The sequence below is a fragment of the Manganibacter manganicus genome (genome assembly GCF_002075885.1).
Lineage (GTDB): Bacteria > Pseudomonadota > Alphaproteobacteria > Rhizobiales > Rhizobiaceae > Mesorhizobium > Mesorhizobium manganicum.
The window spans coordinates 67,709-79,859 of sequence record NZ_MDET01000007.1 but is presented as its reverse complement, the minus strand read 5'-3'; the positions used below and the strand labels follow the sequence as shown (position 1 = coordinate 79,859).

12 protein-coding genes, 1 tRNA gene and 2 pseudogenes are annotated in these 12,151 nt (G+C 60.0%); 8 read left to right on the top strand and 7 right to left on the bottom strand.

Going from position 1 to position 12,151, the window contains the following annotated elements; genetic code table 11:
* Window positions 1–9: 9 nt before the first annotated feature.
* From BFN67_RS06275 to BFN67_RS24715, 3 genes and pseudogenes are all read left to right on the top strand, one after another.
* Window positions 10–576: an invasion associated locus B family protein gene (locus BFN67_RS06275; RefSeq protein WP_245295166.1), complete on the top strand. Its 567-nt coding sequence runs from the start codon at window positions 10–12 to the stop codon at window positions 574–576.
* Between the two features lie 157 nt (window positions 577–733).
* Window positions 734–805 (top strand): annotated as a pseudogene (locus BFN67_RS24720) (hypothetical protein); the annotation flags it as partial.
* A 61-nt stretch (window positions 806–866) separates the two neighbouring features.
* A pseudogene (locus BFN67_RS24715) lies at window positions 867–1,271 on the top strand (ABC transporter permease); the annotation flags it as partial.
* 782 nt (window positions 1,272–2,053) lie between these two features.
* Here the strand turns inward: BFN67_RS24715 and BFN67_RS06260 are convergent.
* A tRNA-Arg gene (locus BFN67_RS06260) sits at window positions 2,054–2,130 on the bottom strand.
* A gap of 210 nt (window positions 2,131–2,340) precedes the next feature.
* The gene (locus tag BFN67_RS06255; protein WP_080918775.1) at window positions 2,341–3,831 is read right to left on the bottom strand and encodes a sensor histidine kinase; all 1,491 of its coding nucleotides are present in this window, start codon (window positions 3,829–3,831) and stop codon (window positions 2,341–2,343) included.
* Window positions 3,832–4,114: 283 nt separating this feature from the next.
* Here BFN67_RS06255 and rpmH point away from each other — a divergent pair, with 283 nt between their 5' ends.
* The 5 genes from rpmH (at window position 4,115) to yihA (ending at window position 7,954) form a co-directional block, all read left to right on the top strand.
* Complete coding sequence (gene rpmH / locus BFN67_RS06250; protein WP_080918774.1) at window positions 4,115–4,249, top strand: 50S ribosomal protein L34; 135 nt, start codon at window positions 4,115–4,117, stop codon at window positions 4,247–4,249.
* A gap of 13 nt (window positions 4,250–4,262) precedes the next feature.
* Complete coding sequence (gene rnpA, locus BFN67_RS06245) at window positions 4,263–4,616, top strand: ribonuclease P protein component (protein WP_080918822.1); 354 nt, start codon at window positions 4,263–4,265, stop codon at window positions 4,614–4,616.
* A gap of 21 nt (window positions 4,617–4,637) precedes the next feature.
* Window positions 4,638–6,446 carry a membrane protein insertase YidC gene (yidC, locus tag BFN67_RS06240; protein WP_080918773.1) on the top strand — a complete coding sequence of 603 codons (1,809 nt, stop codon included), beginning with the start codon at window positions 4,638–4,640 and terminating at the stop codon, window positions 6,444–6,446.
* A gap of 219 nt (window positions 6,447–6,665) precedes the next feature.
* On the top strand, window positions 6,666–7,304 hold the full coding sequence (locus BFN67_RS06235; RefSeq protein WP_080918821.1) for a CatB-related O-acetyltransferase: 639 nt from the start codon (window positions 6,666–6,668) through the stop codon (window positions 7,302–7,304).
* 32 nt (window positions 7,305–7,336) lie between these two features.
* Entirely contained in the window at window positions 7,337–7,954 is a 618-nt protein-coding gene (gene yihA, locus BFN67_RS06230) for a ribosome biogenesis GTP-binding protein YihA/YsxC (RefSeq protein ID WP_080918820.1), read from the top strand.
* Between the two features lie 25 nt (window positions 7,955–7,979).
* Here the strand turns inward: yihA and BFN67_RS06225 are convergent, their stop codons facing one another.
* From BFN67_RS06225 to dut, 5 genes are all read right to left on the bottom strand, one after another.
* Window positions 7,980–8,981: an adenosine kinase gene (locus BFN67_RS06225; RefSeq protein WP_080918772.1), complete on the bottom strand. Its 1,002-nt coding sequence runs from the start codon at window positions 8,979–8,981 to the stop codon at window positions 7,980–7,982.
* Between the two features lie 90 nt (window positions 8,982–9,071).
* Entirely contained in the window at window positions 9,072–10,079 is a 1,008-nt protein-coding gene (locus tag BFN67_RS06220) for a proline racemase family protein (RefSeq protein ID WP_080918771.1), read from the bottom strand.
* Window positions 10,076–10,879, bottom strand: coding sequence for an isocitrate lyase/PEP mutase family protein (locus BFN67_RS06215; protein ID WP_080918770.1), 804 nt, complete (start codon window positions 10,877–10,879; stop codon window positions 10,076–10,078). Before BFN67_RS06215 ends, BFN67_RS06220 begins: the two co-directional genes overlap by 4 nt.
* A gap of 120 nt (window positions 10,880–10,999) precedes the next feature.
* The gene (locus BFN67_RS06210) at window positions 11,000–11,656 is read right to left on the bottom strand and encodes an HAD family hydrolase (RefSeq protein WP_080918769.1); all 657 of its coding nucleotides are present in this window, start codon (window positions 11,654–11,656) and stop codon (window positions 11,000–11,002) included.
* Window positions 11,656–12,138, bottom strand: a complete 483-nt coding sequence (gene dut, locus BFN67_RS06205) for a dUTP diphosphatase (protein ID WP_080918768.1) — start codon at window positions 12,136–12,138, stop codon at window positions 11,656–11,658. The genes BFN67_RS06210 and dut overlap by 1 nt, the downstream gene beginning before the upstream one ends.
* Between the last annotated feature and the right edge of the window lie 13 nt (window positions 12,139–12,151).

Below are 12,151 nucleotides of genomic sequence, written 5' to 3'. Positions count from 1 at the left end.
AAAAACATCATGAAGAAGCTCAAGCTTTCACGGCACCTCCTGATCGCCTTGATCAGCGTGTCGCCAGCCACAACCGCGGCAGCCCAAGGAGCAATCGAGATGACGGGACCGACATCGTTGTCCGAGACCTATGACGCATGGACAGTGCAATGCGCCAACCAATCACAAGGTGAGAAGTCCCGACGTCTTTGTCAGATGTCTCAGGAGTTGTTGCAGCAGAAGACCCGTCAACGCGTATTAACCTTTGCCATCGGCATGACGGCAGAAGGCTCGAAGGCAACGTTGATCCTGCCCTTTGGGTTGCTTCTGTCGGATGGTGTCCGTGTTCAGATCGCCGAGGAAGTTGTGTTGCAGGGAGCCTATCGCACCTGTCTCCCCAGCGGCTGTCTGGCGGAAATCGAGTTCCCGAAAGAGGTCGTCGAGAAATTCGAAACCGCGGAAGCGGCGAGCGTCTTGATGACCGCCAATTCCGGCCAGCCGGTGAAGACCGATATCTCGCTCAAGGGTTTCAGTTCAGCCTATCGTCGATTGGTGGGCCTTGCAGCCGGAGTCGGTAGCGAGGGCGATGACGGTTAGGTATTTGCGGGCGCGGTTTCCATTCGAACGTGTGACATGAGACCTCAACTATAGTTACTACAAGGGAACGCCGGCGCCGCAAACTAATGGCGGGCTGAATGAACACGGCGTAGCTGTCCGGGATATCTGGTCGCCGTCGCGTCCAGAGCTGATTGCGATGACGCCACCGGACCAGTCCGGTCCGAATTATAGCGATCTCTCCCGCATTGTGCTCGAGCGTGCGACGAGCGCCAAAGACGGCGTCAGGCTGATGGGAGAGCTGATTGCGCGTTACGGGCACGCTTCATCTGGCTCTTCCCGTGCTGACCCTGACACTGGTCATTGTGGCGCATATGATGCGCATGACGCGTGCTGCCATCATCGGCGTTCTCGGCAGTTCGTATGTCGAGATGGCAAAGCTCAAAGGTTCTCCCCCGCTGCGCGTTGTTTTGCGTCATGCGCTTCCGAACGCGCTGGCGCCGATCGCGAGCGTGGTCGCATTCAACCTGGCCTACCTCATCGTCGGTGCCGTCATCATCGAGACGGTATTCGTCTATCCGGGCATCGGCCAGGCGCTTGTAGACGCGGTTCGCGCACGCGACGTCCCGGTGGTGCAGGCCTGCGCGCTCCTGTTTGCCGTCACCTACATCGTGTTGAACCTGATTGCCGATCTGATCGCGATCGGGACGAACCCCAGACTGATGCACCCTCGATGAATACACCAAACGAATCTCCTGCCGCCGTTTACAGAACAGAGTGCGCATCCACAGGATAACTGAGGGCAAACCAACGAGGGTCGTAAAAAGTGGCCGTCTTCATCGGTTGGCGCGTCGGTCGGTGGCGCGACAAGCGACAAATGCCCGCTCTTTAGCGCCTCGTTGACGCCTAGAACGAGAAGCTTCCTGAAATCATCCATTGCCCGAACCCCATGATTCGAATGAATTCTAGCACTCGGGGCGGTAGAGGTCAGAGGATTGCACCGATGCGCGAGCCGGAAGGCCAATAGTGAATGCAACGCATAAGGATGCAGGGAAGCATGTCCGACATCGGGACAATGTCATGCTGACCGGAAGGGACATAACGCGGCCATGAGTTCGGTTAATAAATGTACCGTAGGAGCGTTAGCATAGCGCTGCAAAGCGGAACGCGGGACCGACCGGCCCCGACGAAGGGTCATTTAGATTTGACTACGCCGCCGGCAGGGTGTTGGCCGGGTTCCGGCTGGCAAAGTCCCCCGCCCAAATACCCCGCCAGCCCAAGCCCTCGGGAAACCGGGGCTTTTCGTTGGGCTGCTGCCTAATGGGATTTCGGCGGTTTTCAGGGAAACGGACTGACACCGAAAGGTGTCGTTCTCAATTTGCGATGACGTGCGGGCAAGGGGATCTGCTTTAAAATGCCGCATGGTATGAACTTGGTATGAGCGGGAAATCCGGCGAAAACTTGGTCGGGCGCCGCGTTTTGCGGGGAGTAATTTATCCAACGTTTTTAAGGGTTTGAATGGCGCGCCCGAAGAGATTCGAACTCCTGACCCCCAGATTCGTAGTCTGGTGCTCTATCCAGCTGAGCTACGGGCGCGCGACAGGCTGCTTTTGACACAGCCTTACCAGCCGATCATTCGATCAGCAGTGAATTGAGCTGCTACCTAGCGAGTGATGCTGCGAAAAGCAAGACGACCTCGATAAAGTTTTTCGCGCCACGCCCGGAACGCAATCATCTCAGCAAAGTCGATTCGTTCCTTACGTTTTAGCCTTGCTTTTTCGCATGTCTCCCGAAACGGGCTTCCACTTATGCCAAGCGGCGAACTCCGCTGCCTGGCCGCTCCAGCCTGACAGGCTGGTCGGGGATGGTTATCGCGAAGGTGGTGTGTCCACCGACACTTTCCAGCAACTCGACCGCGCCACCATGCGCCCGCACCAGTTCCTGCGCGATGGCGAGGCCGAGTCCCGTACCGCCGCTGCGGGCCGAGCCGCGGAAGGCGGCAAACAGGTTCTCGCGTGCCTTTTGCGGCAGGCCGGGGCCGGTGTCGCTGACCAGGATCCGACAAACGCTGCCGAGCCGCTCCGCCGAAATGGTAAGCCTGCGCACCAGCGCGCTCTCCGTGTCGCCGGCCATTGCTTGCACGGCATTGCGGCTGAGATTGGTAAGCACGCGAAACAACTGGTCGGAATCGGCGTCGATCTCGAAGGCCGCATCGACCGCGTTTACGAATTCGATGCCATCCTCAACGTTCAGAAGGCCCCGCACATCCTCGATGAGCTGGTGCAACCGCAACCGGCGACGGACTGGCGGCAGTTCCTGTGTGCGACCATAGGCCAGAACACCCTCGGAATAAGATACGGCCCGGTCGAGGGCGCGCAGCAGCTTAGGCGCGAAGGCTTGGACCGTCGGGTCCTTCACTTCGCGCAGGCGGTCCGACATCAGTTGCGCAGATGACAAGATATTGCGCATGTCATGGTTGATCTTGGAGACGGCAAGGCCAAGGTCGGCGAGATGTTTCTGGTCGGCGAGTACCTTTTGCAGACGCGTCTGCATGGCCGACAATTCCCGTTCGGCGACACCGATCTCGTCGCTGCGCGCAGCCGGCTTGATGACCTGGGCCGGGTCGTCCGGAGCTTCGGAAAATGCCAGCATGGAGCGGGTCATGCGACGGATCGGCCGGATCATGACACGATCGATGGCGATATAGACGAGAGCCGCCGAAAACAGAGAAATCAATAGCGCGAGGATAGCGACTTTCCACGAATAGGCCAGCATGGCCTCGCGAAGCGCACGATCCGGCATGATGAGCTCGAATTCCTTTTCACTGTCGCCAACCGGTCCGAAAACGCGCAATGTACGATCGCCTCCGAAGAACAGCGTGTCGAGCGCGCTCGACATCTCGCTCAGCATGGAGGTCTGGGCGAGGTCGATATGTGCATCCACCTTGGGCGGCGTCTCCGATATGGCCAGAAGGCGGGAAACGCCGCCGTCGCGAACGGCAATGGCCTCGGCGCCAATCGCCATCAGTACGTCGTTCTGTGCCGTGCGTGACAGGGAAGCTGTATCGCCTTGCACCAGGACGACGGAGACCGCGGCGGCCGTACCCAGGCGCTCCTTGAGCCGGTTGACCCGATAGACCGCAATCGTCGGCAGGAAGATCAGCACTTCGGCAAGAAGCACGAAGACGATGGTCAGGAGCAGAAGTTTGGTCGACAGGCCGCGTGCCAGCGGCACGGCGCGTATGCCATCGGCCGCTACACCGGAATTTTCGTCATCTGGCGAACTTCGCGCGCTCATGCGTCCCCAATGCCACGGCCGACCAGTTGGTCATAGCTAAACGTAGGCGATGACGACGCCTTTGCCAATTTGTCGCCGAAGGTCGGGGCAGCACCGCTTGCAATTGCTCATCTGAGCCACATTGAGGATGCATTGACTCCGAAAAACCTTCTATCTATAAGCCTGCTCACGCTCGGGCCATCCGTCCCGGCGCGGTTTCGGTCGCGCCAAGCAAAGCCCGGCAAAAGCTCCTGTTACCTAGTGACAGAACCAAGAAGGGCCGCACTCCGCGGTATTTAAACAAATGAAGCGCACCTACCAACCCTCCAAACTCGTCCGCAAGCGCCGGCATGGATTCCGTGCACGTATGGCCACCAAGGGCGGCCGCGGCGTCATCGTCGCTCGTCGCGCGCGTGGCCGCAAGCGCCTCAGCGCCTGACGGAAACGAACCGTTGCCCGAAACCGGCAAGCCTGCGCGGCAGGAGCCTCGCCGGCTTCTGAAACGCGCAGAATTTCTCGCCGTGCAGCGCGGCGAGAAGCGGCGCGGCCGGTTTTTCCTGCTCGAAATTCTGGACCGCGGCGACAACGGGCAGCCGCGTGTCGGCTTCACCGTGACTCGCAAAGCCGGCAATGCGGTGATACGCAACCGCATAAGGCGGCGACTCAAGGAAGCCGTTCGCCTTCATGCCGCAGATGACATGGCGCCGGGCAATGATTATGTCATTATCGGGCGCGCTGACGTGCTGCACGCACCGTTCAGCCAATTGAAAGCAGAGCTTTCCCGCCGCATTCACGGAACACGATAAGTCCAGAGGCTGAATTTCCAGATGGAAAACAACCGCAACTTCTTCATCACCATCGCGCTGTCGGTGCTGATCCTGACGCTCTGGCAGGTGTTCTACATGAACCCACGCATCGAGACGCAGCGCGAAACCGCGCGCGTCGAAGCGCAGCGCCAGGAGCAGAAGCAGGCAGAAAAGGCGCCGGCGCCGAATGACGCCGCAACACCTCAGCAAGAGGGAACAATTCCCGATGCTCCTGGTGTAAACGGCCTGCCTCTGGCCGACCGTGCCGACACGCTGGCTGAGGGCGCGCGCGTCAAGATCGACACACCAAGCCTGTCTGGCTCGATCAATCTGGTCGGCGCGCGCCTCGATGATCTCAAGCTCAAGCACTACACCGAAACGGTGGACAAGAACTCGCCCGAAATCGTTTTGCTCAACCCCTCAACGTTGAAGGACGGCTACTTCGCCGAAATCGGCTTTGCCGGATCATCGGCAGCCGGCAAGCTGCCGGGGCCGGATACGGTGTGGACCGTCGAGGGTAACAAGACGCTGACGCCAACAACGCCGGTGACGCTTTCCTATACCAACGACAGGGGATTGACCTTCAAGCGCACCATCTCCGTTGACGACGAGTATATGTTCACCTTTGACGATACGGTGACGAACAACGCCAGCACGCCCGTCTCGCTTAGCAGTTACGGCCGCGTGACCCGCTTCAACAAGCCTGACGATCGCAGCACCTATGTGCTGCACGAGGGGCTGATCGGCGTCACTGGCACGGAAGGGCTCCAGGAGATCAAATATTCCAAGATCGAGGAAGACAAGCAGGTCAAGCCCGGTAAATCGAACGATGGGTGGCTCGGCATCACCGATAAATACTGGGCGGTGGCGCTGGTGCCTTCGGAAAAGCAGGCCTTCCAGCCGCGCTTCGGCTATTTCGACGACGGGCGAACGCGCTACCAGTCGGACTATCTGACCGATCAGTTCACGGTGGCTCCTGGCCAGTCCAACACACAACAGACGCTGGTTTTCGCCGGCGCCAAGGAAGTTTCGACCATCAACGCCTACGAGAAGGACCGCCATATCCGCCAGTTCGACCTTCTGATCGACTGGGGCTGGTTCTACTTCATCACCAAGCCGATGTTCTGGCTGATCGACACGCTCTACAAATTCTTCGGCAATTTCGGACTGGCGATTCTGGCCACGACAGTCATCGTCAAGGGCGTATTCTTCCCGCTCGCCAACAAATCTTATGCCTCGATGGCGAATATGAAGAAGGTCCAGCCGAAAATGACCGAGATCCGCGAGAAATACGCGGATGACAAGATGAAGCAGCAAAAGGCGATGATGGAGCTCTACAAGACTGAGAAGATCAATCCGATCGCCGGCTGTTGGCCCGTGGCGCTGCAAATTCCGGTCTTCTTCGCGCTCTACAAGGTGCTCTACATCACCATCGAGATGCGGCATGCGCCGTTCTTCGGCTGGATTCATGACCTCGCGGCGCCCGACCCGACCTCGCTGTTCAACCTGTTCGGGCTGCTGCCTTTTGCAGCACCCGCCTTCCTGCATATTGGCGTGCTGCCCACCATCATGGGCATCACGATGTTCCTGCAGATGCGCATGAACCCGACACCGCCGGACCCGACCCAGGCCATGATCTTCACCTGGATGCCGGTGATCTTCACTTTCATGATGGCAGGTTTTCCAGCCGGTTTGGTGCTCTACTGGGCCTGGAACAACACTCTGTCGATCGTCCAGCAGGGCATCATCATGAAGCGGCAAGGCGTCAAGATCGAGCTATGGGACAATCTGGCAGGCATGTTCAAGAAGAAACCCTCGCCGGCGGAGTAGCCGGCGCATCCTGTGAGACAGCCTCAGGCCCCGGCAATGTCCGGGGTCTTTTTTTACAGGGGCACGCCGCGACTAGCGATCCCTCGCGCAGGCATATGGCAGTGCCGCGCTGGCCTATGGACGGGCCGGGTCATGGCCGATAAACATGACGCATGTCGCACCGGTGCGAACCCCATTCGTTCAAACCGTTTTGACGACTTTTCGACGAAGGAGATTGCCATGACCGGGCCCAATCCCCACACCAGACACCCGCTGGCGCTTCACCCGCGTGTCGGCTTCCTGAAGCCGCTGGTTGACGCGGAGAACGTCGAGATCGGAGAATACACCTATTACGACGATCCCGAAGGGCCGAAAAAATTTGTCGAAAAATGCGTGCTCTATCATTACCCTTTCCTGGGTGACCGGCTCATCATCGGCAAGTTCTGCGCCATCGCCGAGGGTGTCCGCTTCATCATGAACGGCGCCAATCACGATCTTGCTGGCTTCTCCACCTATCCGTTCAACATTTTCGGCGAGGGTTGGGAGGAAGGTTTCGATACCGCCACGTGGTGCAAGCAGTCGCGCGGCGACATCGTGATCGGTAATGATGTGTGGATTGGTCTCGACGCCACCTTCCTGCCGGGTGTCAAGGTTGGTGACGGTGCGATCATAGCTGCCGGCACGGTCGTGGCAAAGGATGTGCCACCCTATGCCGTCGCCGTCGGCAATTCTGCCCGCGTGGTGAAGAAGCGTTTCGACGACGTGACGATCCAGCGGCTTGTGGAAATTGCCTGGTGGGACTGGCCGGCAGACAAGATCAGTCGCAATCTCAACGCCATACGCGGTGCCGACCTCCAACTGCTGGAGGATGCCGCTTGAACGATTCGGCTGTGATTGACGCCGACTTGTTCATGCGGCCGTGGGTATTCATCCGCGGCGTGCCGGCGATGAAATTCCTGCCGCCGGAGGGGCCGCCGGAAATCGCCTTTGCCGGTCGTTCGAATGTCGGCAAATCATCGTTGATCAATGCGCTGGTCGGAAAAAAAGGGCTGGCGCGAACGTCCAACACACCCGGCCGCACACAGGAATTGAACTATTTTGTGCCGGACGGCTATTCTGGCGGAGAGGACGACCTGCCGCCGATGGCATTGATCGACATGCCCGGCTACGGCTATGCCAGCGCGCCGAAGGACAAGGTGGATGCATGGACGAAACTCGTCTTCGACTACCTCAAAGGCCGCGTGACGCTGAAGCGGGTCTATGTTCTGATCGATGCCCGGCACGGCATCAAGGCCAATGACGAGGAGGTGCTGTCGTTGCTCGACAAGGCGGCCGTTTCCTACCAGATCGTGCTCACCAAGACCGACAAGATCAAAGAGGCCGGCCTGCCCCGGTTGATTGCCAACACGTTGGAAAGGATCAGGAAACGCCCTGCCGCCTATCCGGCGGTGCTCGCCACCTCATCGGAAAAAGGCGGAGGGCTGGACGAATTGCGCGCCGCCATCGCGCAAGCGGCAAACGGCCTCTGATCGAGAGCCACTGCGGCAGCGCATCCTACATCAATTGCAACAGTCCTGCCTTCTCGGCCTCGTGGCGCAAATTCTGGCGCGGGCGCGGACCGATCTGCTGGATGACCAGCCCAGCGGCCAGCGAGCCGAGATCGCCACAGGCCTTGAGATCAAGTCCCTGCGTGTAGCCAAACAGGAAGCCGGCGGCGTAGAGATCACCGGCACCGGTGGTGTCCACCAATTCCCTGATCGCGATTGGCTCGACCGGAACCGTCTCCTTCCCACGCACGATCACCGAGCCCTTTTCCGAGCGCGTTACCGCCGCCAGCCGGCAATCCTTGCGGATGCTCTCCAGCGCAGCATCGAAAGACTCCATCTGATAGAGTGATTTGAGTTCATGCTCATTGGCAAAGACAATATCGACTGTGCCCGAGCGCATCAGGTCGAGGAATTCGTCGCGGTAGCGATCGACGCAGAATGGGTCGGACAAGGTCATCGCGACCTCGCGGCCGGCTTCGTGCGCAAACCCGGCCGTCTGGCGAATCGCCTCCTTGGCGCGAGGCGGATCCCACAGATAACCTTCAAAATAGGTAACCTTGGCGCCGGACGCCTTTTCAGGCTCGACATCCTGCGGTCCAAGTTCGATGCAAGCGCCGAGATAGGTATTCATGGACCGCTCGCCATCCGGCGTGACGAAGATCATGGAACGCGCCGTCGGCGGCTCGCCGGACAATGGCTTGGTGTCGAAGGCAACGCCCTGGGCGCGGATGTCGTGGCTGAAGATACCGCCGAGATGATCCGTCGAGACCTTGCCGAAATAGGCGGAACGCGCTCCGAATGAGGCAATGCCGGCCGCCGTGTTACCGGCGCTTCCGCCCGAGGTTTCCACCGCCGGTCCCATGCGCGAATAGAGCAATTCGGCGCGCCGCGCATCGATGAGGTTCATCGCGCCCTTGATGATGCCGTTGGTTTCCAGAAAGGCTTCGTCGCACTGGGCGATGATGTCCACAATCGCATTGCCGATGCAAAGCACGTCAAATTCCGGCATCAAAATCTCCGAGCAGCCTGTTCGGCCGGATGGCCGCTGGCGATGTAGCCCATAGGGGGCGGGTTTTGCAAACGCCGGGCTGGCCGGTCTTCAGCGCAGCAGAAAACCCTTGCCGAGTTCGTCATCCGGCTCGATGATGAATTCCGTCTTGCCGCTGTAGAACGCGCGGCCACTAACGCGGGCAACGATCGCCGCATGTGAGCCGACCGTAGCAGTGCGTGCTACCGCGCCGGTGAAGCGCGAACCGGCGATGCTTTCGAAAATCCGTGTCTGGCCAATGTCGATCTCGCTTTTGGCATGCATCGCCGCAAGCCGCGCCGTCACACCCGAACCGGTCGGCGAGCGGTCCACCTCGGCTTCGGCAAAGACGCAGACATTTCTTGTCGGCTCAACCGAAAAGGTGTCGGCGCCATCGCTCAGGATCGTGCCGTAGAGAAAGGCAAGGTCCGCGTGCTCCGGGTGGGCAAGCGGGAATTCCGCCTTGAGCTTTTCGGTCAGCGCCGTTGCCGCGTCAATGAAATCTCGCGTGCGGCTCTTGCCGAATTCCAGCCCGAACTGCCGGCAATCGGCCAGCGCATAGAACGCGCCACCATAGGCAATGTCGAAGGCGATATTGCCGTGGCCGGGCAGGACAATCGTTTCGTCGCGCGCGAACAGAAAGGCCGGCACACTCTCGAAGGAGACAGCACCAGCCTTCCCGTCTTTGATCTCGACCGAAGCGACGACCAGGCCGCAAGGACATTCGATATTGACAGTCGTGACCGGCTCCCGGCGCTCGACAATCCCCACGTCCACCGCATAGCGGCCCAGCGCGATGACAGCGTGACCGCACATGGTCGAATAGCCTTCATTGTGCATGAACAGCACGGCGAGGTCGGCACCCGGCAGGTTGGGTTCGACCAAAAGCGCGCCATACATGTCATAATGGCCACGCGGCTCGAAGATCAGAAGCCGGCGCAGATGATCCAGATGGTCCCGCACATAAGCGCGCTTTTCCAGGATCGTAAGGCCCTCGGGAAGCTGGGGATAACCACCAGTGACAATCCTGAGCGGCTCGCCGCCGGTGTGCATGTCGATGACGGTCAGAGGTGCGGTCATTTGGCGGGCTTTGCAAACATCGACTGCAAGCGGCCATAGGCCATGGCATCACGGCTGAACGCAAAACTACCCTCCGCGATGATCTCCCGCGACGCCTTTTCCAGTGCGCCAAACGCATAATTCGCCAGTTTGGAGCCGAGCGAGATGCGCTTTACACCGGCCTCGGCCAGGGCGCTCACGGTGAAATCCGGAACCGCCAGCACATTGACCGGTCGTGTCACCGCCGAACAGATGGTGCGCACCATGCCTATATCGGTGATGCCGGGCGCATAGAGCACGTCAGCGCCGGCTTTCTCAAAGGCTTGCAACCGCTTGATCGTGTCATCGATATCGGTCCGGCCATGCAGGAAGTTTTCAGCACGCGCGGTAAAGACGAAATCGCGCTTGAGCGAACGCGCCGCCTCAACCGCCGCCGTCACCCGCTCGACCGCATGAGAGAAATCATAAATCGGCTTATCGTCGTCGCCGGAGAAATCCTCGATAGAACAGCCGGCGAGGCCGGCTGCCTCGGCGGCAAAAATGGTCTCGGCGGCCTGTTCGGAACTGTCGCCCTTGCCCTTTTCGAGATCGGCCGCAACCGGCAGATGGGTTGCGGTCACCAATTCCCGGCAATGCGCGATCATCATCTCGAAATTGACCGCGCCGTCGGCAAGGCCACGCGAGAAGGCAAAGCCGGCACTGGTCGTCGCCAACGCCTTGAAGCCGAATGAGGCCAGAAGCTTCGCCGTGCCGACATCCCAAGGGTTGGGAATGACGAAGGTCGAGGCATGCAGGTCACGGAAAATCTTGCCCTTGTCCATGGAACGCCGTCCTTTTTGTAGAAGATTGGCGCAATCCTACAGCGCCGTCTGGCGGCGGGCAAACGAATGCCATTGGCTCAGTGCGCGGCTCCTGACGCACCGCCGCGCACTGAAAACATCTCAACGAATAGGGACAATATCCGCCAGAGCGCGCATGTCCTCGAAGAGGATACCGCCGGCACTGGCAAGCCCCTCACGTTCCGCGTGCGGATCGCCACAATAGGAGAAAACCCGCATGCCGGCAGCTATGCCGGCTTTGGTTCCGGCGACGCTGTCTTCGATGACGATGCAATCGGCGGGCTCAAAGCCCATGACTTGCGCCGCATGCAGGAATATGTCCGGAAAGGGCTTGGCCCGTGCAACCATGGTGGCGCTGAACATGGCATGCTCGAACAGCGGCAAGAGGCCGGTCTTGCCAAGCGTGATGTTCATCTTGGAAATGCGTGCGGACGAGGCCACGCAATAGGTGATGCCGGCCGTGCGCACAGCGTCGATGAATTCATGCACATGCGGCACAGCCTCGACGCCCTCCGCAAACAGGCTGTCCAGTTCGCCATACCAGCGGGTTGGCAGGTCATAGCCGAGTTCAAGCCCCGCCTCCGCCAGTTCCGCTTGCACCGAAGCCATGCTGCGGCCGGAGAAATGCTTGCGGCAGTGCTCGTAGCTTGCCGCGTAGCCGGCCTCGGTCAGCCATTGCGAAAGGCGGCGGTTGGCAAGCCCTTCGGTGTCCACCAGAACGCCGTCGCAATCGAAGATAACGAGCTTTGGCCAGGTCATCAGGCTGTGCCGGTGGAGCCGAAGCCGCCATTCCCGCGCGCGGTAGAGCCGGCCAGGCCGCGCTCTTCGATGCCGACCTGCACGACCGGTGCGAAAACGATCTGGGCGATGCGCATGCCGCGTGTGACGGCGAAATCCTCGTCGCCGAGATTGACCAGCAGTACCTGCACCTCGCCGCGATAATCGCTGTCGATGGTGCCCGGTGTATTGAGGCAGGTGATGCCATGCTTGAACGCCAGCCCTGAACGCGGCCGGATCTGCCCCTCCATACCCTCGGGAATTTCAATGACCAGCCCGGTAGGTACCAGAGCGCGGCGGCCTGGCAGGATCAGCAACTGTCGGTCTTCAGGAACGGCAGCGCGCAGGTCGAGGCCGGCGGCACCGGCGCTTTCATAGGCAGGAAGCGGCAGATCAGCGGCATGCGGCAGGCGCACGAAACCGACGGCGGGACCGATGACGGAGGGGGAAGATGATTTCAACATGGCGCGAGCCTAT